Raw genomic sequence first — 21687 nt, forward strand, 5'->3', positions numbered from 1 at the left:
AGGCGACTCTGTCAGAGAGCGACGAAGAACGAGACCACGACGAGCCCCGACGCGACACCGGCGAGCACCATCGACCAGCGGATCGCGCGGTACTTCCGCTGCACGAGGGCCGACAGCACGTGCAGCTGCTGATACGTGCGCGCGGGCGCGTGCAGGCCCCGCTCGGCGAGCGCCTCCGCCACCGCCTGCCCGCTCGGCAGATCCTGGATGAGCCCCCAATAGGTGATCGCGCCCTTTCCGGGCGGCGGGCTCGCGCGCGGCCAGACCGCGAGCGCCGCGGCGAGGACCGACCCCGCGGCGGTGAGGGCGCACGCGCCCCAGACGGCGGTGGAGACGGGTCCGAGGCTCGCCGGGTTCCAGGAGCCGCCCAGCAGGCCGCTCAGCACGATGCTGAACGCGATGCCGAGGCTGCCGATCAGCAGCGAGGCCTTCTGGTCGGCCCGGTCGATCTCCTCACGCACTTCGGAGAGCATCTCGGCGGCCAGAGCGTCGGTGTCGGGCGAGGTCATTCAGCGCACTCCGAAAGTGAAGGGGAACGAGCTGCCGTCGGCCAGCAACACGGTGTAGGTGTACTTCTTGCCCTTCGCGAGCTTCACCGTGGAGATCTGGCCGAGCCAGACATCCGCGGCCTTGAGGTAGCTGAAGCCGGTGAAGGGCGGTGTCCACAGCTCGTTGATCCGCGCGGATGCCGGGAGCGTCGTGGTGGAGACGAGGGTCACCGATCTCACGAAGTTCTTCGTGCCGATCGGCTTCCCGGAGGCGTCGCAGGCGCGGAACGCGATGGGCACACCCGACGTGCGCAGGAACACGCTGGTCCCGTCGGCGTTGAGCGGCGCGAGCGCCGTGCGGTCGAGGAGCCCGCGGCACATCCGCGCCCCGACGGCCTGCACCGTGTAGGAGGCCGCGCCCGTCGCGGTGTTGCCGGCGACGTCGACCGCGGTGCAGACGACCGTGGCGGGGCCCGCGACCGAGGTCTGCGGCACGGCGCACGCTGCCGAGGCGAGCCCGGATGCCGCGTCCGCCGCGTTCGGCGCGGCCGTCGCGACGGCGCCCTGCGCCACCGGGTCGGGGGTCACCGCGGGGGCGAGCGTCGGCGCGGTCCGGTCGACCCGCACGAGCACCTCCGCGGTGGCGGTGCGGCCGAAGAGGTCGCGCACCGTGCCCCGCACGACGAGGCCGGCGGCGGTGGTGTCGACGGAGACCGTCTCCGGCGGGCTGCACTGCAGGGCGCCCAGGCCGGAGCAGTCGAAGTCGACGGTGACGGGCATCCGGCTCCAGGAACCCTCCGCGTACGCGCCCCCCGCCGTGGTCGCCGTCGCGGTGATGACCGGCGGCGGGGGCGGGATGTGCAGGGTCACCGACGCGGAGCTCGCGTGTCCGACGGTCGTGCCGTCGAAGGGCGTGGCCGTGACGGTGATGACGTCGCCCGGGTTCGCCCCGAGCGGCAGCAGTTCCAGCGTCGCGCCGAACTCGCCCGCGATCGGCACGCCGTTGCGGGCCCACTCCAGGAGCAGCGAGGGGTCGTCGGCGTCGTCGGCGTCACGCGCCTCCGCCGTCGCCGTGAGCACGGACGATGGGCCGATCGGATCGGTGTCGGAGACGAGGCTCACCGACGACGTCGGCGCCGCGTTCTGCAGCGCGACGTCGACGGCGAACCGCGCCGTCGTGCACGCCTCGGCGCGGCAGACGCGCAGCGCGACGTCGAACGAGCCGGGAGTGTCGAACCGCTGCGCGATGAGCGCCCGGGTCACGCCGTCGGCGCCCGTGGTGACCGGCACGATCGCGCCGCCCACCGCCGACTCCCCGGACTGCACCGTGAGCTGCGCCGTGAGCCGGTCGCCGGGCGCGGCATCCGTGATCTCCACGGCGCGCTGCAGCAGGGCGCCGACCTTCAGCTCCGCGTCGCCGGCGGTGCTGCCCAGCTCCGGCGCGGACGCGGCGGTCTCGACGATGTGCCCGCGGTTCGTCTCGACCGTGACGTTGCCGGCCGCGTCGGCCACCTGGAGGATCCAGCGGTACGCGCCGAGGCCGGCCGGCAGGAGGACGGAGCCGCGATCCGCGGCGATTCCGACCGGACGGGCCTGCCACTCGCCCGAGCCGCCGTCCGTCGGCTGCACGAGCAGGATGCCGGCCGCCGGATCGCCGGCGACCGAGAACGTGAATCCGTCGGCGCGGGCGTCGATGCCCGTGACGGACGGCGCCGTCGTGTCGGTGGACTCCTCGGGCGCGTAGAGCACGTCGAGGCCGAGCGCCGTGAACCTCTCGAGGCTGCCCGTCACGCCGTCGCCCGATTCGACCCGGCCGGGCGTCACGACGAGGAGGTCCGACCGCCCCGCCGGCGTCTGCTGGCTCGTGATCGTCGCGAACGTCGAGGGGAACGCGACGTCGGTCCGCGTGGCCGTCGTCTGGGCGACGCCCACCCCGGGCGCGGCGATCGCGATCGGCACCCCCGATTCGGTCTGCGACGTCAGTTTCGTGATGAGCACGCCGCGCGGCGTGTAGCCGGGCTCGTCGCGCAGCTGCGAGACGATACGCGGGAGCACCGGCTGACCCGCGACGGTGACCGGCTCCTGGCCGTCGGCCGTGAGGTAGGAGACATCCCGCCCTTCGTCGTCCGTCTTCGTGACCTTCTGGAAGTCGGGCGCGAACTCCAGCGATGCCGACGACAGTCCGCCCTGCGTCTGCAGCGCCGTCAGATCGTCGGGGATCGTCGGCACCGGCGCGGCCTTCGCGGTCGCGGCATCCGCGAACGTGTACATCGGCAGGCCGTAGTACACCGATTCCATCAGGATCTTCTCGTCGTAGCCGGAGTAGAGACCGAGCCCGCCGAGGTACGACTGCTTGGCGTACGTGAGCGCTTCGGACGACGTCACGGAGCGTCCGTCGACCTCGACACCCACCCAGTCGGCGTACAGCGTCAGGAGCCGTTCGCTGAGGGCGGTGGTCACGGTGTTCGCAAGCCCGTAGCCGGTGTTGCCGATGAATCCGCCCGACTCGGAGAACACGTCGACCCAGTCGACGGCGTCCTCCCCGTAGTAGGCGGAGGGCAGGTTGTTGCCCGCGTGGCATCCGATCAGGAACAGCAGCGAGCCGTCGAGTCCGGATGCCTCGGGCGCATCGTCCGTCGTGAACAGGTCCGCCTCCGCGAACCTGCCGCCGGCGGCGCCGGCCACGCCCGGGAGCAGCCGGGTCTCGTCGGCGTGCGTGTTGACCGACACGATGCGGGGGGCTTCGCCGGCATCCGGGAACAGCGCCTCGGCCAGCTCGGCGCGCGTCCACAGCTTCTGGGGGTCGTCCTCGCCGAGGGTCTCGTTGTCGGGTGAGCGCCAGCCGAGCGCGGCGCGGATGTCTTCGGGGAGCTCCGCCCAGGCGCCGTAGCCTCCCGTGAGGCTCGAATCCGCCGCCAGCACGCCGTCCGCCTCGATGAAGCGATCGATCGTCGCGACGATCTGCGCCGGCGTCTCGACCAGCCGCCCCAGTGCCGCGTTCGGCACGTAGAGGTAGCCGTCGAGCGACCGGTAGGCGGTCGCGAGCCCGTACGGATCGTCGGTGAGGATGTGGTTGGTGGCCGCCGCCGCCGACAGCGGGGTCGCGCAGGGGTCGAGCGAGCCCTCCGGCACGGCGAGCGTGCACGCGTCACCGCTCAGGCGGAGCGCGTCGGCGTGGCTGGCCTCGTTGAACTGTCCGGTGTGCTGGGCGACGGGGGCGAACGGCACGATGTCGTCGCCGCCGACGATCACGACGGAGTCGATCTGGTCGCGGTGGTCGCCGAGCGCGGCGGCGACGTAGACGTTGACGGCCGTCGAGAGCGCTTCGCGGGCCGTCAGCGAGCACGGATTCGCGTCGAGGACGCTGCGGGCGGCGGCCACTCCGGGATCGGAGTCGATCGCGAGGACGGCGCCCACGACGGCGTCGTCCTGCGCCCCGTCACCGGTCAGCCGCGCGAGGGCGGCCCGCACGGTCGCGGTCTCCTCGACGCCGTAGGTGTCGCGGAACCGCGCCTGGTCGAAGAGGTAGATCGTGTTCGTCTCATCGGTGACGACGTCGCTGACGGACGCCTCGGCGGGGAGCCCGGGGATCGTGGGCGCCCAGGGCGTGCACACGATCTCGGAGGGCTCGTCGACGTACCGCACGCGCAGCGAATACAGCTCGGAGCTCGCCAGTCCGTTTCCGCTCGAGACGCGGACGAGCAGGTTCTGGCCGCCCGCGGCATCCGTCGAGGCGGCCTCGACCGTCGCGGTGCCGTCGCCGCGCTGAGCCGCCTGATCGATGAGGGTCTGACCGGCGACCTCCGCCGTGGTGTCGGCACCCGCGGTGGCGGGCTCGCCGGCCGCGCCCGTCTGCTCCGCCACGAGCGTGCCCGGCACGTCGCCGGCGGATGCGACGCCGAGGCTCGCGTCCTCGCCCGCGGCGCGTGTGGGGCTGAAGAGGGCGAGGGCGAGCTGCCCGTCGCTCGCGTTCGTCGAGATGACCAGTCTCTTCCCCGGCGGGGGCGGAGGCACGAGGTAGAAGTCCTCGTCGTCGGCGGGGCCGTACACGTCGACGGTCCGTCCGTCGACCTCCTCCTGACGCACGGAGGCCGGCGAGATCCACTCGTAGTAGAGCTGACCCTCCTCCAAGACGATCCCCGTGCCGGACTCCCAGACGCCGTCGGCGTAGTCGGTCGACGGGTTGTCCCAGTTCGAGAGCGAGCCGATGCCGCGGAGAGTCGCTTCGCTCTCGAGCGTGCCCGTCGTGAGCGTGGCCCGGGCGACGGGGTCGCCGCGCCCCGCCGACAGCGAGAACCATGCGTCCATCTCGATCACGGTGCCCGCGGAGGTGTCGGGCAGGGCGAAGCTCAGGCCGTTGCGTGTCTCGGTGCGTGGACCCTGGTACTCCGTGTACTGGTTCCACGACCGCGGCTCGGGCGCCGAGCCGCTCCACAGCAGCTGCGTGCGCGCGGTGTCGGGGGGCAGGGTGATGCGCGCCGTGGGCGCCGCGAAGCGCACCGGTTCGCCCGGACCCGCGTCGAAGGCGAAGCGGAACGGGGAGTTCGAGCTGCAGCGCGTGTTCGTGTTGCAGCCGCCGGGATCGGTGGGGTCGAGCCCCGAGCGCGGATCGATCGCGCTCGAGGTGAGCTGCTCCCACGGGTAGCTCTCCGCGTCGAGCAGCGAGAACAGCAGTTCGCCGAACTCCAGATCCGGCACGCCCTTCGCGACATCCGCGAACGTCGCCGTCTCGAGCAGCGGCCACGTCGGCTGGGCCAGCGTGCCGCTCACGTCGGTGCGCCCGAACAGCGCGACCCGCGCGGCGTCGTCGAGCGACCGGACGTCGCGCTCGCCGAGCGGCGTGCCCGGGAGGAGGGCCGGATCGATCGTCATCGCGTCGAGGAGCATCCTGTCGATCGTCGCGTCGGGGAGGGCGCCCACGACGAGCCGGTCGACACCGGATGCCGCGATGTCGAGACCGGCCGCGTCGAGGTCGGCGAGCACCATCTCGGGGTCGACCTCGACCGCGAGACCCTGAGCGTCGGCGAGGTCCTGCCACGCCGACGCGGCGTCGTCGGAGCCCGGGAGCGGCAGCTCGGCCAGGGGGGCGCTGCCCAGCGCATACGACGCGAGGGTCAGCGCATCCAGGCCGCTGCCGTCGATGTCGAGGTCGCCGAGCGACAGGCTCAGGATGAGGCGCCCGGCATCCGTGTCGGGGTTCTCATCGGCCCACGCGAGCACCTCGTCGAGCGTCACCGTCTGCAGGAGCTGATCGGCGAACGGCGTGCCCTCGAGGATCTGCGCCCAGCCGCCCGGGATGTCGAGCCGGTGCACAGGGAGGCGGTGCACGGGAAGGCGATGCACCGGCAGGCGGTGCACGGGCGAGTCCTCGACGAGGAGACGGTGCACCGGAAGACGATGGACGGGCAGGCGGTGCACGGGCAGGCGGTGGACCGGGAGGCGGTGCACGGGAGCGTCGGCGAGCGCCGACGCGTACCCGCGGAGCGTGGTGAGGGCGATGCTCGAGATCGGCACACGGGTGAGGTAGCTCGGGGGGACGATCGTGCCCTGCGTGCTCGAGACCGAGATGCCGTCGTTCGAGTGGGTGTCGATCGCGTCGATGCGCGTGCCCGACTGGAACGCCAGGGTGCGGCCCGTGGCGGACAACGACGGGGACGAGCCCGGCGCGTGGTCCGTCCTCGCGCCGGGGGTGCCGGTGCACCGGACGACGGTGCCGCCGGTCTCGGCGTCGATCCAGCTGATCTTCTCCGTGCGGATGACGGGGCGCTCGAGAGGGGGCGGCGGCGGGCTGTCGCTGCTCCACTCCGCGATCGGAACCGTCGTCGACCACGCGACGGTGCTCCCGTCGGGCGAGATGACGGGGGCGGAGTCCACGCCCGAACGACGGTCGGTGCCGAAGGTGCCGACGGAGGCCGTGAAGGGCGACTGGACGGAGTACATCGCGGCGACCACGGCCGGGGATTCGGAGTCGCCGAACCCCAGATTGCACGCCCGGCCCCGCACGTAGGCGAACGCCTTGCCCGTGACATCGATCGACGGGGGGCTGATGACGTCGCGCCCGACCACGCCCTGGCGGTCGTAGGTCAGGTTCGTCCAGAAGAGGCTGTCGAGCGTGGTCTGCACGAGCGGGTCTGCGGGGTCGCCGCGCGTGCGGAACGCCACGATGTACCCGTTCCCGCTGATCACGCCGTCCCGTGTTCCCGTGACGATGTTCTGGTCGGGGTAGACCTTGTCGATCTCCATGTCGCCGTGGACGCCGTCGCCGTTCGCGTCGAGGTCGGCGATGTACACGTCTTCGGCGCCGTTCGCATCGATCGTGTCGAAGTTGTCCGCCGCGGACGTGAACACGACGTACCGGCCGTCGTCGCTCATGTCGGGGTCGCGGGAATCCCCGTCGGGGATCTCGGATGCCTGGAGGCGCACGGTCGTGTTCGCCACCGTGTCGCGCACGTACACGTGGGTGAATCCGCGGGGAGTGACGCCGTCGACGAGGTTCGTGGCATCGCTGGTGAACGCGACGTAGCGGCCGTTCATGCTCGACACGGCGTCGTCGCTGCGGCCGTCGGCACGCACCGCGCCGATCGGCCCGTCCGGGGCGCTCACCAGCACGGGGGCGGCCGAGAACGGGTCGTCCGAGCCCTGCACGGCCGTCGCGAGGAACACATCCGGCTCGCCGTTCGTGTCGCCGGGCACGAGGTCGGACGCGCCCGAGGTGAAGACCACCCGCTGCGCGTCCGCAGTGAGGAAGGGACTGCTCGCACCGCCCTGCGCGCTGTCGGTGACCGTGAACGTCTCGGCGTCGCCGACCGCGGCGCTCGCCGGAGCGGGCGTCGCCGGGGCGACGACGACGGCTCCCGTCACGACGAGCGACGCGATCGCGAGGGCGGCCAGGGCAGGGCGGTGGTGCGCGTGCTTCATCGCGGACGCTCCGAGGGGGTGAAGTCGACGACATCGTGGACGAGCAGAGCGTCGACGTCGACGACGCCGAGCCTGCGCAGAGTCTCGTGCGCGTCGCCGATCGCGGTGTCGGGATCGAGATGCGCCAGGAGGGCGAGCGAGAGCGCACGCTCGTACGGGGTGGCGGTGGCCACGTCGACGGCCGCTCGGGCCGCGGCGCGGGCGGCGGTGTCGTCGCCGTCGGTGCGGGCCAGGCGAGCGCTCTGTCGGTGCAGGCGGCTGAGGGCGGGTCCGTCGACGCCCGCGACCGCGAGATCGCTCGCCAGGACGACGGCGTCGTCGTGGAGGCCGGCGTCGATCAGCGCTTCGAGCAGATGCACGCGAGCGTCGCGGGCCGAGTCCGCCTCGTCGAGCTCGGCGTACCCGGCTGCCGACGCCTCGAGCGCGGTGCGCGCGGCCACGGGATCGCCCGCGCGGGTGTCGCACCGGCCGGTGAGCAGCAGGACGAACGCGACGAGGTACGGATTGTCGGAGGCCTCGAACACGCGGCGCGCCGACCGCAGCAGGGGTCGCGCCTCATCGATCAGACCCTGGTCGAGCAGGATCTCCGCGGCGTTGGCGGCTTCGATCGCGCTGCCGACGACGTCGCCCGCGGCATCCGCTGCCGCCCTCGCCTGTCCGTACAGCGCGGCCGCCGACCCCCAGTCGCCCCGGTAGTACGCGCGCACCCCGAGAAGGCTCAGCACCTTCGACTTCGACAGCTCGTCGCCCGTCTGGTCGTACATCTCCAAGGCCTGCGCGAGGTGGATCATGGCGCCGTCGCCGCCGATCTCGCTCGCGGCGATGTCGTGGTACCGGTACGCGTCGGCGAGCACGCGCCGGCTCGTCGCATCGTCGGCGCGACCCTCGAGCAGCGTGATCGCCTCGACGGCCAGGTCCTTCGCGGGCGCCCAATGCCCTTTGCGCAGCTCGAGGCCCGACTCCGTGACGGCGATCGCCGCGAGCACGCCGCGCGCGCTGTCGCCGGCGCCGGCCACCGCGCGTCGGGCCGCTCGGAGGGCGCGCGCCGCTTCGTCGGCGCGGCCGAGGATGTTCAGCGCGTAGGCGCGCTCGCGGTCGAGGCGCGCACGCGACACGGCATCCGTCATGAGCTTGCGCGCGCTCGAGAACGCCTCGAGGCCCTCTGCCGCCCAGCCGCCCGCGACGCTCACGCGGCCGAGCGCCTCCAGGAGCGCGGGCAGGTCGTGGGATGATCCGCCCGAGCGCCGCGCGGCCTCGATCGCGCTGCGATAGGCGCGCACCGCCTCTTCGAGAGCGAAGGCGGACTCGGCGGAGGCCGCCGCGCGGGAGGCGGCCTCGCGGGCCGCCTCCCATTCGCCGGCGGCTTCGTAGTGCGCGGTCAGCATGGCATCACGGGATGCTCCGCCCATGCCCGGATCGGAGGAGATGGCCGCCGCGGCGGCACGATGCAGCTCGCGCCGTGCCTGGAACGTGAGCTGGCTGTACGCGACGTCGCGGAAGAGCTCCGACCGGAACGAGACCCCGTCGGCGCCGAGCTCGAGGAAGGAGGACAGCCCACTCGACAGGAGAGGAGCGCCGACGCATGTCAGATACAGGCCGAGCGGAATCCGCACGCCGAGCACGGCGGCCCGGCGCAGGATCGTGCGGTCGGTCTCGCTCAGCGCGTCGATGCGCTCGCCGACGAGCTGCTCGATCGCGAGACCGTCGACCTCGCTCGCGAGCCCTGCCGCGATCTCGACCAGGTACAGCGGCGTGCCGCCCGCGCGGGCGACCAGGGGAGCGAGATCGGCCGGGAGCATGCGCCGGCCGGCGACCGCTTCGATGAGATCGCCGGCGTCGTCGTCGTCGAGGCCGCCGAGGGCGATCTCGCCGGCCTCGACGGCCAGTGCTCCTTCGCCGTCGCGTCGCGACACGAAGATCGCGTGCACCGCGTCGGCCGCGATCATCTCGCCCAGGACGGCCGCGGACGCCGGGTCGATCCACTGGGCGTCGTCGAGCACGAGGCATCCGGGGCCGGCCGTGACGGTCTCGATGAACTCGCGCAGCACGGCCGACGCGCGCTCCGCGCGGAACGCGTCGTCGAGAGCGTCGACCTCGTCGGTGGCGGCCACCTCCGCCCGCACCGCCGGGGCGAGCAGTGGGAGCCACGGGGAGAGATGCGGAGCGCGATCGGCGACGGCCGCACCCAGGAGAACGCCCGCGTCGATCGGCGGCGAGGCCGACGGGATGCCGAGCAGCGGCCGCAGCAGGGTCTGCAGCGTGCGGTAGGGGGCGTTCGCGCCGTACCGGTCGCCGTGCGCGCGCAGCACGGGCAGCGGTGTCTCCTCGAGAGCATGGTCGAGCAGCCGGGTCTTGCCGATTCCGGCCGGACCCGACAGCACCGTGACGCTCCCGACGCCCGCTGCGGCCTCCGCCAGCCGTGTGCGGACAGCCTCGAGTTCGGAGAGCCGCCCGACGAACGGAGTCTGCCGCGCGTCCAGGCTCGCGAGCCCGCCGTGACCGGTCACGACGACCACGGGGATGGCCTGCGATTTGCCCTTCACCGTGATCGTCCCGCGGTCGTCCGCGTCGAACGGGCGGCCCGTGCGCTCGACCGCGGAGCGCGTCGCGAGCACGGTGCCGGTCTCGGCGCGCGCGGCGAGGCGGGCGGCGAGGTTCGTCGGATCGCCCATCACGGTGTACGTCTGCCGGTACGTCGCACCGACGAAGCCTGCGAACACCCGCCCGGACGTGAGTCCCGCCCGGATGCCCGGCCCCCCGTCCTGCACGATGCGCAGGACCGCCGTCAGCAGACGCCCCTCCGGATCCTCGACCGTGGTCGGAGCGCCGGCCGTGAGGAAGAAGCGGTAGCCGTGCCGCGCCGGGTCGACGTCGAGCAGCGTGACCCCGGAGTCCGCCGCGGCGGCCTCCACCAGCAGGGTCAGCGCCTGCATGCGGGCGATGTCTTCGGGGCCCGGAGCATCCGGCGCCTCCACCTGCACGAACGCGATCGCCGCCCACCGGTGGTCGGGCTCGGATCCGAGCAGATCGGGGCGCTGCGCGAACGTCCGCGGGAGGAAGCGGTCGGCGGCCGACGTCCGTCCGACGCTCAGGGCCATGAGGGCTGCCGAGGCCACCGAGCCGGCCTTCAGGAGACGTCGGCCCCCGGCCGCCGACTCGTCCTTCGCGACCTGGGATTCCGGCAGGAGCGCGGCGGTCTCGTCGCTCACGAGGATGCGGCCGGCCTCCGCGGCATCCTGCAGCTCCAGCACGCGCGTCGTCGCGGCCCCCGTCAGGATCACGCTGACGACGTCGTCGCCGCTCAGGACGAATTCGTAGGTGCCCGAGTGCACGCCCACCGACATCCGGAGCTTCGTGCGTGCGGAGGGGAGATGGATGTCGCCGATCGCGGCGAGGACGCGGTTCATGTTCCACGCCGCATGCGCGGCGTGTTTGGCGTGGTCGGCGCCCTGGAACAGCACGAACAGCGCGTCGCCGGCGAACTTGACGACATCGCCGCCGTCGTCGCTGGAGGGGAGCAGCACCGTGAAGATGCGCGAGAGCGTGGCGATGAGCTGTTCGGTGCCTTCGCGACCGGCCGAAGCCAGCTGCTCGGAGAGCGCCGTGAACCCCGAGATGTCGACGACGACCGCCGTGCCGTCGACGCGGAGGTGCGGATCGGCGTCATCGGGAACCCCGTGGAGCAGGCGAGGAGACAGCGCCGAGGCCACGACATGCGCAGTCACCGGGAATCGCCTCCCCAGGGACGGTCGAGGTCGCGACAGAGTCAGGGGGAGGGGCGTCGCGGAACGCAGCCGTCCAGGTGAGAAATATCTCAGATGACGGGGTGCCGGCGCTATGGGGCGGGCGAGATCCCGGCCGGTCTAGATCAGGCCGTGGCGCAGGAAGGCGTTGCGGATGCCGTCGTCGTCGATCGCCGTGGTGACCTCGTCGGCGAGGGCCTGCACCTCGGGGAGGGCGTTGCCCATCGCGATCGACAGGCCGCACACCTCGAACATCTCCACGTCGTTCCAGTTGTCGCCGATGCCGATCGCATCGGAGGGATCGATGCCCAGGTGTGCGAGCACCTCGAGGATCGTCGCGCCCTTGGTGACCCCGGCGGGGGCGACTTCGCCCGAGCCGCCCTCGGGGAGCGGGATCGTGCCGCTGACGACCGCGAAGTCGCCGTCGAGCTCGGCGAGCAGCGCACCGACCTCGTCGGGGTCGTCGCCGAGGATGACGGCCTTCGCCACCTCCGCCGCGACGAAGTGCTCCGGATCGTCGAAGGCCTTCATGCCGATGCTGAAGAACTCGAGGTCGTCGGGCGAGACGCCCGCGGCCCGCGCGCGCTCGACGTGAACCGCGCGATCGCGTTCGACGTACGTCTGCATGAGCGCGCTCAGACCCGCGCTGGCGAACAGGCGGTCGTAGGTCTGGAAGTACCAGTGGATGCCTCGAGCGGCGAACTCCCGCTCGAGGCGGGCGACGGCATCCGCTGACATCAGACGCGACACGATGATCTCGTCGCCCACGCTTGCGAAGGCGCCGCCGTTGGTCACCGCGCCGTCGACCGCGATCTCGGCGAGCGCGCCCGTCAGCTCCGCGGTGCCGCGGCCGGTGCTCCAGAAGACGACGTGGCCCGCGGCGCGCGCCCCGCGGATCGCGTCGACGGCCGACGGCGGGATGTGGCGGCCGTCCTGCATGATCGTGCCGTCCACGTCGAGGAAGACGGCGCGCCGGCGGAAAGAGGTGCTCATGGTGTGCTCCGGAAGAAGAGGGGATGCCGCGGCCCGCGCCCTGCGACGGCTCGAGGCCGATGCGTGTGAGGGCCGGGTGGAAGCCCGGGCCGCGGCATCCGGCTGTGTCAGGCCTGCAGCGAGCCGCCGTTGGTACGGATGACCTCGGCGTACCAGTCGAACGACTTCTTCTTGTAGCGCTCGAGCGTGCCCGAGCCGTCGTCGTCGCGGTCGACGTAGATGAAGCCGTAGCGCTTGCTGAGCTGCGCCGTGGAGGCCGAGACCAGATCGATGCAGCCCCACGACGTGTAGCCGATGACGTCGACGCCGTCGAGGAGCGCTTCTCCGACCTGCACGAGGTGGTCGTTGAGGTACGCGATGCGGTAGTCGTCGACCACGGTCTTCACGCCGTCGACCTCGACGAGCTGGTCCTTCGCGCCCAGACCGTTCTCGACGATGAACAGCGGCTTCTGCCAGCGGTCCCAGAACTGGTTGAGCACGAGGCGCAGTCCGACCGGGTCGATCTGCCACCCCCACTCGGATGCCGGGAGAGTGGGGTTCGGCACGCCGCCCATGATGTTTCCCTGGCCCGCCTTCTTGAGCTCGGGATCCGCGGTCTCGGCGACGCTCATGTAGTAGCTGAACGACACGAAGTCGACCGTGTTCGTCAGGTCCTCGCGGTCCTGCGCCGTGATGTCGAGTTCGATCCCCTGCTCGCGGAGCGTGCGCAGGAAGTATCCCGGGTACACCCCGCGCGTGTGCACGTCGCCGTAGAGCAGGTTCGCGTGGTCGGCCTCCATGACCGCGAGCGCGTCGGCGGGCGACGGCGTCAGCGGGTAGGTCGGCATCGACAGCACCATGCAGCCCACGAGCGCATTCGGAGCGACCTCGCGTGCGACGCGGGTGGCGCGGGCGGATGCCACGAGCTCGTGGTGCATCGCCTGGAACAGCTGCTGCGCGGTGAGCTCGTCCTTCGGGGTGTCGATGCCGCCCGACATGAACGGGGCGTGCACGAGGGAGTTGATCTCGTTGAACGTCAGCCAGTACTTCACGCGGGAGCCGAAGCGCTCGAACAGCGTGCGGGCGTAGCGCTCGTAGAAGCCGATCAGGCGGCGATCGGTCCAGCCGTCGTACGTCTCGGCGAGGTGCAGCGGTGTCTCGTAGTGCGAGATCGTCACGAGCGGCTCGATGCCGTGCTTCTCGAGCTCGTCGAGGAGGCGGTCGTAGAACGCCAGGCCCTCCTCATTGGGCTCGTCCTCGTCGCCCCGCGGGAAGATGCGGCTCCACGCGATCGAGAACCGGTAGGTCGTGAAGCCCATCTCGGCGAAGAGCGCGATGTCTTCGGCGTACCGGTGGTAGTGGTCGATGCCGATCAGCTTGAGGTTCTCGGCGACGGGCCCCGCCGTACGCGGACCCGCGATGCCCTGCGGCATGACGTCCTGCACGGAGAGTCCCTTGCCGCCCTGGTCGTAGGCGCCCTCGAGCTGGTTGGCGGCGGTCGCGCCGCCCCAGAGGAATCCGTCGGGGAATGCGGTCGTGGTGGTGCTCATCTCATTCTCTCTCTGTGGTCCCGGGGGCGGGACGGATCGCGTCCCGCCCCCGGACGAATCACTTCGCGGCGATCGCCGACTCGACGGCGCGGGCGAAGAACAGGGGCTCTCCGTGCGCGATCGGTCCGGAGGCCGCCTCGCCGATCTCGGGGTAGAGGTCGGGGTTGGTGATGATGATCGGGGTCGTCAGGTCGTAGCCGGCCTTCTCGATCGCGTCGCCGTCGAATTCGACGAGCAGGTCTCCGGCCGTCACCTGCTGGCCCGACGTGACCTTCACGCTGAAGTGCTGACCGCCGAGCTTGACGGTGTCGATGCCGATGTGGATCAGCAGCTCCGCTCCGTCGGCGTGACGCAGCCCGATCGCGTGACCCGTGGGGAACGCGGCCACGACCGTCGCGTCGAACGGCGCGTAGACGGCGCCCGACCGCGGCTGGATCGCGACGCCCTGGCCGAGCGAACCGTCGGCGAACGCGGCATCCGGGGTCTCGCTCAGCGCGACGACGGTGCCGTCGAGCGGGCTGAGCACGGCGACGTCGGTGCCCTCGGCGGCGACGACGGCGTCCTCCGTCGGGTCCGTGAACCCGACGAGCACGGTCAGCAGGAACGGAACGGCGATCGCCACGAGCAGGCCGATCGCGAGGAGGATCATGTTGCCGTTGCCGAAGAGCGCCGGCAGGGCCAGGCCGGAGGGAACCACGAACGCGGTGGAGAAGACGCCGCCGATCGCGATGATCGCACCGCCCACCGCGCCGCCGACGATGCCGAAGGCGAACGGCCGCTTGAGCGGCAGGTTGATGCCGTAGATCGCGGGCTCGGTGATGCCGGCGAGGAAGCCCGACAGCGTCGCGGGGGCGGCGAGGGACTTGAGGTTCTTGTTGCGCGTGCGCACCCACACGCCGGCGACGGCGGCCGACTGGGCGAGGACCGCGGCGAACACGGGGCCGAGCAGGAGGATCTGACCGGTGGTCTGGAACTCGAGCGTGAACAGCGGCACGAGGCCCCAGTGCAGCCCGAAGATGACGAAGACCTGCCAGAGGCCGCCCATGATGGCACCGCCGGCCCACGGAGCGTTCTCGAAGACCCAGCCGATGCCCGTGCCGATCCAGCCGCTCAGGATGGCCGAGATCGGGCCGATGACGACGAAGACGAGCGGGACGGCGATCAGCACGACGATCATGGGCGTGACGAAGCGGCGGATCGCGGCGGGAAGCACGCGGTACAGGAACTTCTCCGTGTGGCTCTGCAGCCACACGATGATGATGATGGGGATGACGCTCGAGACGTAGGTCACCATCGTGAACGGGATGCCGAAGAACGTCAGGTCGGGCAGGCCCACCGCCGCCGTGATGGTCGGATACACGAGGGCGCCCGCGATCGCGAACGACGTGAACTCGCTGGCCTTGAAGTATCGGGCGGCCGTGAGCGCCAGCGCCATCGGCAGGAAGTTGATGAAGGCGTCCGACAGCGCGTTGAGCACGAGGTAGGTGCTCGTGGTGTTGTCCAGCCAGCCGAACGTCACGGCGGCGGCGATGAACGCCTTGAGCAGTCCGGTGCCGGCGAGGGCCCACAGCAGCGGAGTGAAGATCGCGGCGATCATCGAGATGAAGCGGTTGAAGAGGTTGCCCTTCGGGCCCTCCGTCGCCGCCGACGTGTCTCCCGATCCGCCGAACTTCGAGATCTTGCCGATCTCGGCGAACACCTCGGGCACGTCGTTGCCGATCACGACCTGGTACTGGCCGCCGGCCTGTGCCGTCGTGATGACTCCGGGCGTGGCCTTGATGGCCGCGCCGTCGGCGCGGGACTCGTCCTTCAGGACGAAGCGCAGTCGTGTGGCGCAGTGCACGAGCGACTGCACGTTCTCCTCGCCGCCGACGCCCTTCAGTACGCCTGCTGCGGTCTTCGCGTAATCCGCCATCGGGATCCGCCATCCTTTCGCCGCTCCTGCGCGGCATGTTCAGGTTCTGGAAGCCCCCGGAACCCGTTTCCGGGCAACAAAAAAACCTGAACTCGTTCACCGTCGGATGACGATGTGAGTTCAGGTTTTGCCCGCTGCCGCGGTAACAATCCAGACGCTTCGCAGAGCGACTCCGCTCTGCGCCGCCTACGGTACCACAGTCTCGGAGGGGGTGCCGAGGCTCACCTGCGACGCCAGACGCTCGACGTGCACGATCAGGTACAGCAGCTCCTCGTCCGTCAGCTCGGACTGCGTCGCCGCCAGCACGTAGGCCTTCACGTCCACCGCGATCGCGTAAGAGCGCGGGTAGCTGTGCTTGGCGAACTCGAAGAACGACGTGTCGCCGCTCGAGAGCATCGTGCGGCTCACGAGGCGCTGCAGCAGGAACTGGATGTGCAGGATGAAGCGGGCGTAGTCGGGGCTCGCCGTGTCGAGGCGCACGCCGAGGCCGTGCTCGACGGTCTCCACGACGTGCTGCACGCGGCGGAACAGCAGGGCCGCCGTGCCGTTGGGCTCGTCGCGCGTCGCGTTGAGCAGGTGCATCGTGAGGAACACCGACTCCTCGGGCGGGAGCTCCCGGTCCAGGGCCGTCGCGATCGAGGCGGCCATCTGCTGCGCGGTGTCGAACTCGTGCGGATGCAGCACCCGCAGCTCGGGCATCGACGTCGTCGGGATGCGCAGTCCCTGGTCGAGCCGCTCCAGCACGTACTGGATGTGGTCGATGACCCCGATCGTCAGGCGCCTGCCCAGCTGACGGCCGAGCGAGCGCTCGGCCTGATCCACCGCGCGGGACACGGCTTCGATGACGGGGTAGGGCACGTCGGTGAGCAGCTGGCGCTCGCGCTCGCCGTCGGCTCCGGCGTCGAGGATGAAGGTCTTCTCGACCTTCGCGGGGTCGATCGTGTCGCTCGGCTTCAGGCCGAAGGCCAGCCCCCGACCCATCAGGACGCGCTCACGGCCCGACTCGTCGACGGCGATCACGACGTTGTTGTTGAGCACCTTGTGCACGGGGACGGCGCGCGCCCCCTTGCCCTCGCCGCTCATGGGGGAAGTCTAGGACGCTCCGTCCAGGTGCGCCCGGTACCCTGGCCTGCATGACCGAGCCTTCTCCCGTGCGCACCACGAAACCGCGTCAGGTGCGCCCGGCGACCGAGGGCTGGTCGCAGAAGAAGGACGAGGAGGGCCGCCCGCTCCTGCAGTTCGCGTCTCCCAAGCGCGGGAAGCCGCCGGTGCACCTGGCCGACATGACGCCGGAGCAGCGCGTCGAGAAGGTGAAGGAGCTCGGGATGCCGGGCTTCCGCGCGAAGCAGCTCGAGAAGCACTATTTCGAGCACTTCACGCACGACCCCGCTGACATGACCGACCTCCCCGCCGACGGCCGCGCCGAGCTCGTGCACGGCATGCTGCCGCCCCTGCTCACCGAGGTCCGCCGCCTCGAGACCGACCGCGGCGACACCGTCAAGTTCCTCTGGAAGCTCCACGACGGCGCGCTCGTCGAGTCGGTGCTCATGCGCTACACCGGTCGCATCACGCTGTGCGTGTCGTCGCAGGCCGGCTGCGGCATGAACTGCCCGTTCTGCGCCACCGGCCAGGCCGGCCTCACGCGCAACATGTCGGCCGGCGAGATCATCGAGCAGATCGTGCGGGCCAACCGCTTCATCGCCGACGGCGGCTTGGGCGATCCGCGACGCGTCGGACACGACGGCGAACGCGTGACGAACATCGTCTTCATGGGCATGGGCGAGCCGCTCGCCAACTACGCCCGCGTGCTGCAGGCCGTGCGCGTCATGGTCGACAAGAAGCACGGTATCGGGATGAGCGCACGCGGCATCACGGTCTCGACCGTGGGACTCGTCCCGGCGATCCGCAAGCTCGCCGACGAAGACATCCCGGTCACGTTCGCCCTGTCGCTGCATGCGCCCGACGACCTGCTGCGCGACGAGCTCATCCCCGTGAACTCGCGGTGGAAGGTCGACGAAGCCCTCGACGCCGCGCGCGAGTACTTCGACAAGACCGGACGCCGCGTCTCGATCGAGTACGCGCTCATCAAGGACATGAACGACCACGCCTGGCGGGCCGACCTCCTCGCCGACAAGCTCAACGCCCGCGGGCGCGGCTGGGTGCACGTCAATCCGATCCCGCTGAACCCGACCCCCGGGTCGATCTGGACGGCCTCCGAGGTCGACGTGCAGAACGAGTTCGTGCGTCGGCTGAACGATGCGGGCATCCCGACGACGCTCCGCGACACCCGCGGCAAGGAGATCGACGGCGCGTGCGGCCAGCTCGTGGCGACCGAGGCCGACGAGGTGCTGGCCGCCGACACACCGCTCGAGGTCTGATCTCCCCAGACCCTGGCGCTCGTCGGAGAGCCGCGGCATCCCGCCGCCAAAGGCAGGCGATCTGCCGGACGCAGGAGGATTCGTTCGGATTCCGCCTGCAGCGGGCAGATCGCCTGTTGCGGGCTGGCGCAGCGACTCTGACCCCTGGCGCTCGGCAGAGAGCCTGAGACAATCGGACGCATGCCCACCTGGTTGCTGGCCGTCCTGCTCGCCGTGGTCTTCGCCGTGCCGTCGGCATGGGTCAGCCGGCGTCTGCTCGACGACCAGGTCGGCTGGGCCCGCTCGATCGTGGTCGCCGTCGTGGTCTTCCTCGTCGGCGCACCCGTGACGGTGTGGGCGCTGCGCCGAGAGGGCGGCTGGGACGGACAGCACATCACGATCGACGGGTGGACGGCGGCGGGACTGCTGCTCCTGTCGATCGGATGGCTCTTCGTCGCCGTCGTCGTCGTGGTGCTCACGCTGGAGTTCCTCTGGCCCTCGCGCGGCCCGCGCAACCCGATCGCCGTCGTGCGGGGAGCCTTCCGTCGTCGGCGTCGCGCCCTGCGGTACACGCAGATCGTCGCGATCGCGTCCCGCCACGGTCTCGGCATCGTCCGGGCCCACCGCGACGGCACGCCGGACGATCTGCCGGCCGCTCTCGTGGCGGCGATGGACGAAGCCGGAGTGACCTTCGTCAAGCTCGGGCAGGTCCTGTCGGCACGCGACGACGTCCTGCCGCCCGAGCTCACCTCGGCGCTCGCGACGCTCCAGTCCGACAGTGCTCCGCTGCCGTGGGAGCGCGTGCGCACCGTCATCGAGGCTCAGCTCGGTCGTCCGCTCGAGGAGGTGTTCGCCACGATCGACGAGACTCCGCTCGCCGCGGCATCCGTCGCCCAGGTGCACGCCGCGACGCTGCGCGACGGGGCGGAGGTGATCGTCAAGGTGCAGCGCCCCGACGCCCGCGCGCAGGTGCGGACCGACCTCGACATCCTCGGCACCCTCGCGCAGGACGCGGAACGCCGCATGGCCTGGGCGCGCGACTACGGGGCGGTGGCGCTCGCCGACGAGTTCGCCCAGGGCCTGCGCGAAGAGCTGGACTACCGCATCGAGATGGCCAATCAGGAGATGCTGCGCGCCGTCGTGGAGCGCTCCGGCATCGCGCGCATGCACGTGCCCCACGTCTACGAGGAGATCTCGACCGAGCAGATGATCGTCCAGCAGCGCGCTGAGGGCGAGCCGTTCGCGCGGGTGGATGCCGCTTCTCTCGATCCGGAGTCCGCGCGGGCGATCGCCGACGATGTGCTCGATTCGTTCTTCGACCAGATGGCCGTGCGCGGCGTCTTCCACGCCGACCTCCACGCCGGCAATCTCATGCTCGCCGCGGACGGCACCGTCTCGCTGATCGACTTCGGTGCCGTCGGCATCCTCGAGAAGAGCCTTCGGCGCCTCCTGCTCCCGCTGCTGGTGGCCCTGTCTAACGAAGACGACATCGCCGCCACCGACATCGTCCTGATGCTCATCGCCGAGCCGGACGGGGGAGTGGACCGCGACCGGCTCCGTCACGACATCGGAGTCGCGCTCACCCGCGTGCACAACGCGGGCATCGGTGCGAACGTCTTCCGCGAGCTCATCGGCATCCTCCGCCGCCATCGCGTCGGCATCCCGCCGTCGCTCCTCCTCGTCTTCCGCTCACTCGGATCGCTCGACGGCGCACTGCGCCTCCTCGATCCGGACTACGACATGGTCACGCGTGCGCTCGACCGCGCTCCGCACTTCTCGCGGAAGACGCTCTCGCTGCGCTCGGCGACCCTCACGGCGCAGACCGAGCTCGCCCTCGGGGTCGAGCGGCTGCGCCGTGTGCCCCAGCGCGTCGAGCGCATCCTGGGCGAGCTCGAGAGCGGCTCGTTGACCGTCCGGCTCCGCGCGGACGAGGGGGGATCCGCGCACACGTGGATCGACCGCATCGTCGGCCAGCTCACGACCGTGCTCATCGGGATCGCGCTGGTGGTGACCGGACTGCTGGTCAGCATGTCGACCGACGGGCCGCTGATCACGCCCGAGGTATCGGTGTTCGCGGTCCTCGGCTCTCTGATGGGGCTCGGCGGGATGCTGCTCCTCCTGCGCGCGCTGCGCACCGTGCTCCGCCGACGCGACCCCCGGGACGTCGATCGCCGGTAGCGTTTTCCCATGGTCAACTATCGCTACCTCGGCAACAGCGGCTTCAAAGTCTCGGAGATCACGTTCGGCAACTGGGTGACGCACGCGTCCCAGGTCGGCAACGACGCGGCGATCGCGACGGTGCACAAGGCGCTCGACCTCGGCATCACGACATTCGACACCGCCGACACGTACGCCAACACGGCCGCGGAGGTCATCCTCGCCGAAGCGCTCAAGGGGCAGAACCGCGCCGAGATCGAGATCTTCACGAAGGTCTACTTCCCGATCGGCCGCATGGGGCCCAACGACCACGGCCTCAGCCGCAAGCACATCTTCGACGGCATCCATGGGTCGCTGAAGCGCCTCGACGTCGACTACGTCGACCTGTACCAGGCGCACCGCTACGACTACGAGACCCCGCTCGAAGAGACGATGCAGGCCTTCGCCGACATCGTGCGGCAGGGCAAGGCGCTGTACATCGGCGTCTCGGAGTGGACGGCCGAGCAGCTGCGCGAGGGTCACGCCCTGGCGAAGAGCCTCGGGTTCCAGCTCGTCTCGAACCAGCCGCAGTACTCGGCACTCTGGCGCGTCATCGAGGGCAAGGTCGTCCCCACGTCGGAAGAGCTCGGCATCTCGCAGATCGTCTGGTCGCCGATGGCGCAGGGCGTGCTGTCGGGCAAGTACCTACCCGGTCAGCCCGTGCCCGACGGCTCGCGCGCGACCGATGAGAAGAGCGGTGCGAACTTCATCAAGCGCTTCCTCGACGACGACGTGCTCGCGGCGGTGCAGAAGCTGCTGCCGGTCGCCGAGCAGGCGGGCCTCACGATGCCGCAGCTCGCGATCGCCTGGGTCCTGCAGAACCCCAACGTCGCCGCGGCGCTCGTGGGGGCATCCCGTCCGGAGCAGCTGGAGGACAACGTGAAGGCCTCGGGCGTGAAGCTCGACGCCGACACCCTCGCCGCGATCGACGAGGCTCTCCTTCCGGTCGCCGTCACCGACCCCGAGAACACGTACGACGTCTCGCCCAAGACGCGGCTGGTCTGACCGATGGTGGCGACGAGCGCCGGCCTTCTGCTGTACCGCCTCGGCGGACCGCGGGCGGAGGTGCTCGTCGCCCACATGGGCGGTCCGTACTGGGCCTCGAAGGACGACGCGGCGTGGTCCATTCCCAAAGGGGAATATGATCCGGCTGTCGAGTCTCCCCTCGATGCGGCCGTGCGCGAGTTCCGGGAGGAGCTCGGCGTCGATCCCCCCGAGGGGGCTCCCGCCGAGCTCGGCACGTGGGCGTACTCGTCGGGCAAGCGCATCACGGTCTTCGTCGTGGACGGCGCCGACTTCGGCGACCCCGACTACGCCTTCGGCACATTCGAGCTCGAGTGGCCGCCGCGCTCCGGCACGCGCACCGCGTTCCCCGAGGTCGACAGAGCGGAGTGGATGCCGCTGGAGATCGCCCGCGAGAAGCTCGTGAAGGGCCAGCGCCCGGCGATCGACGCGCTCGAGAAGAGGCTCGACGCGGCATCCTGAGCCCGCTCCGGGGCGGTTCGGGGCGGTGTATAGGGTGGGCAGGGACTCCGCTCCCCACCCTGG

General features: G+C 71.0%; 11 protein-coding genes. 4 read left to right on the forward strand and 7 right to left on the reverse strand.

The window, feature by feature from the left end; genetic code table 11:
* Positions 1-11 precede the first annotated feature (11 nt).
* The 7 genes from B0B14_RS12810 to B0B14_RS12840 form a co-directional block, all read right to left on the reverse strand.
* The gene (locus B0B14_RS12810) at positions 12-509 is read right to left on the reverse strand and encodes a Pycsar system effector family protein (RefSeq protein WP_076682364.1); all 498 of its coding nucleotides are present in this window, start codon (positions 507-509) and stop codon (positions 12-14) included.
* On the reverse strand, positions 510-7406 hold the full coding sequence (locus B0B14_RS12815) for a PD40 domain-containing protein (protein WP_076682366.1): 6897 nt from the start codon (positions 7404-7406) through the stop codon (positions 510-512).
* A complete protein-coding gene (locus tag B0B14_RS12820; RefSeq protein WP_076682368.1) occupies positions 7403-11131 on the reverse strand; it encodes an AAA family ATPase in 3729 nt (1242 codons plus the stop codon). The genes B0B14_RS12815 and B0B14_RS12820 overlap by 4 nt, the downstream gene beginning before the upstream one ends.
* Before the next feature lie 138 nt (positions 11132-11269).
* Complete coding sequence (locus tag B0B14_RS12825; RefSeq protein WP_076682370.1) at positions 11270-12142, reverse strand: HAD-IIB family hydrolase; 873 nt, start codon at positions 12140-12142, stop codon at positions 11270-11272.
* A 107-nt stretch (positions 12143-12249) separates the two neighbouring features.
* Positions 12250-13671: a glycoside hydrolase family 1 protein gene (locus B0B14_RS12830; RefSeq protein WP_076682372.1), complete on the reverse strand. Its 1422-nt coding sequence runs from the start codon at positions 13669-13671 to the stop codon at positions 12250-12252.
* A gap of 58 nt (positions 13672-13729) precedes the next feature.
* A complete protein-coding gene (locus B0B14_RS12835; protein ID WP_076682373.1) occupies positions 13730-15586 on the reverse strand; it encodes a beta-glucoside-specific PTS transporter subunit IIABC in 1857 nt (618 codons plus the stop codon).
* Between the two features lie 186 nt (positions 15587-15772).
* Positions 15773-16669 carry a PRD domain-containing protein gene (locus B0B14_RS12840; protein WP_076682375.1) on the reverse strand — a complete coding sequence of 299 codons (897 nt, stop codon included), beginning with the start codon at positions 16667-16669 and terminating at the stop codon, positions 15773-15775.
* A 50-nt stretch (positions 16670-16719) separates the two neighbouring features.
* Between B0B14_RS12840 and rlmN the strand changes: the two genes are divergently transcribed.
* The 4 genes from rlmN to B0B14_RS12860 all read left to right on the forward strand — a co-directional run bounded on the left by rlmN (position 16720) and on the right by B0B14_RS12860 (position 21624).
* Complete coding sequence (gene rlmN / locus B0B14_RS12845) at positions 16720-17964, forward strand: dual-specificity RNA methyltransferase RlmN (RefSeq protein WP_076682377.1); 1245 nt, start codon at positions 16720-16722, stop codon at positions 17962-17964.
* Between the two features lie 180 nt (positions 17965-18144).
* The gene (locus tag B0B14_RS12850) at positions 18145-20121 is read left to right on the forward strand and encodes an ABC1 kinase family protein (RefSeq protein WP_076682379.1); all 1977 of its coding nucleotides are present in this window, start codon (positions 18145-18147) and stop codon (positions 20119-20121) included.
* Between the two features lie 9 nt (positions 20122-20130).
* Positions 20131-21144, forward strand: a complete 1014-nt coding sequence (locus B0B14_RS12855) for an aldo/keto reductase family protein (RefSeq protein ID WP_076682381.1) — start codon at positions 20131-20133, stop codon at positions 21142-21144.
* A gap of 3 nt (positions 21145-21147) precedes the next feature.
* Positions 21148-21624, forward strand: coding sequence for an NUDIX hydrolase (locus B0B14_RS12860; protein WP_076682383.1), 477 nt, complete (start codon positions 21148-21150; stop codon positions 21622-21624).
* The last annotated feature ends 63 nt before the right edge of the window (positions 21625-21687 follow it).

It is taken from the genome of Microbacterium sp. RU33B, assembly GCF_900155915.1.
In the GTDB taxonomy this organism is placed as follows: Bacteria; Actinomycetota; Actinomycetes; order Actinomycetales; family Microbacteriaceae; genus Microbacterium.

Coding starts and splice junctions, on each gene's coding strand:
- B0B14_RS12810 (WP_076682364.1), bottom strand. CDS start 509: ATGACCTCGCCCGACACCGACGCTCTGGCCGCCGAGATGCTCTCCGAA.
- B0B14_RS12855 (WP_076682381.1), top strand. CDS start 20,131: ATGGTCAACTATCGCTACCTCGGCAACAGCGGCTTCAAAGTCTCGGAG.
- B0B14_RS12825 (WP_076682370.1), bottom strand. CDS start 12,142: ATGAGCACCTCTTTCCGCCGGCGCGCCGTCTTCCTCGACGTGGACGGC.
- rlmN (WP_076682377.1), top strand. CDS start 16,720: ATGACCGAGCCTTCTCCCGTGCGCACCACGAAACCGCGTCAGGTGCGC.
- B0B14_RS12830 (WP_076682372.1), bottom strand. CDS start 13,671: ATGAGCACCACCACGACCGCATTCCCCGACGGATTCCTCTGGGGCGGC.
- B0B14_RS12860 (WP_076682383.1), top strand. CDS start 21,148: ATGGTGGCGACGAGCGCCGGCCTTCTGCTGTACCGCCTCGGCGGACCG.
- B0B14_RS12840 (WP_076682375.1), bottom strand. CDS start 16,669: ATGAGCGGCGAGGGCAAGGGGGCGCGCGCCGTCCCCGTGCACAAGGTG.
- B0B14_RS12850 (WP_076682379.1), top strand. CDS start 18,145: ATGCCCACCTGGTTGCTGGCCGTCCTGCTCGCCGTGGTCTTCGCCGTG.
- B0B14_RS12835 (WP_076682373.1), bottom strand. CDS start 15,586: ATGGCGGATTACGCGAAGACCGCAGCAGGCGTACTGAAGGGCGTCGGC.
- B0B14_RS12815 (WP_076682366.1), bottom strand. CDS start 7,406: ATGAAGCACGCGCACCACCGCCCTGCCCTGGCCGCCCTCGCGATCGCG.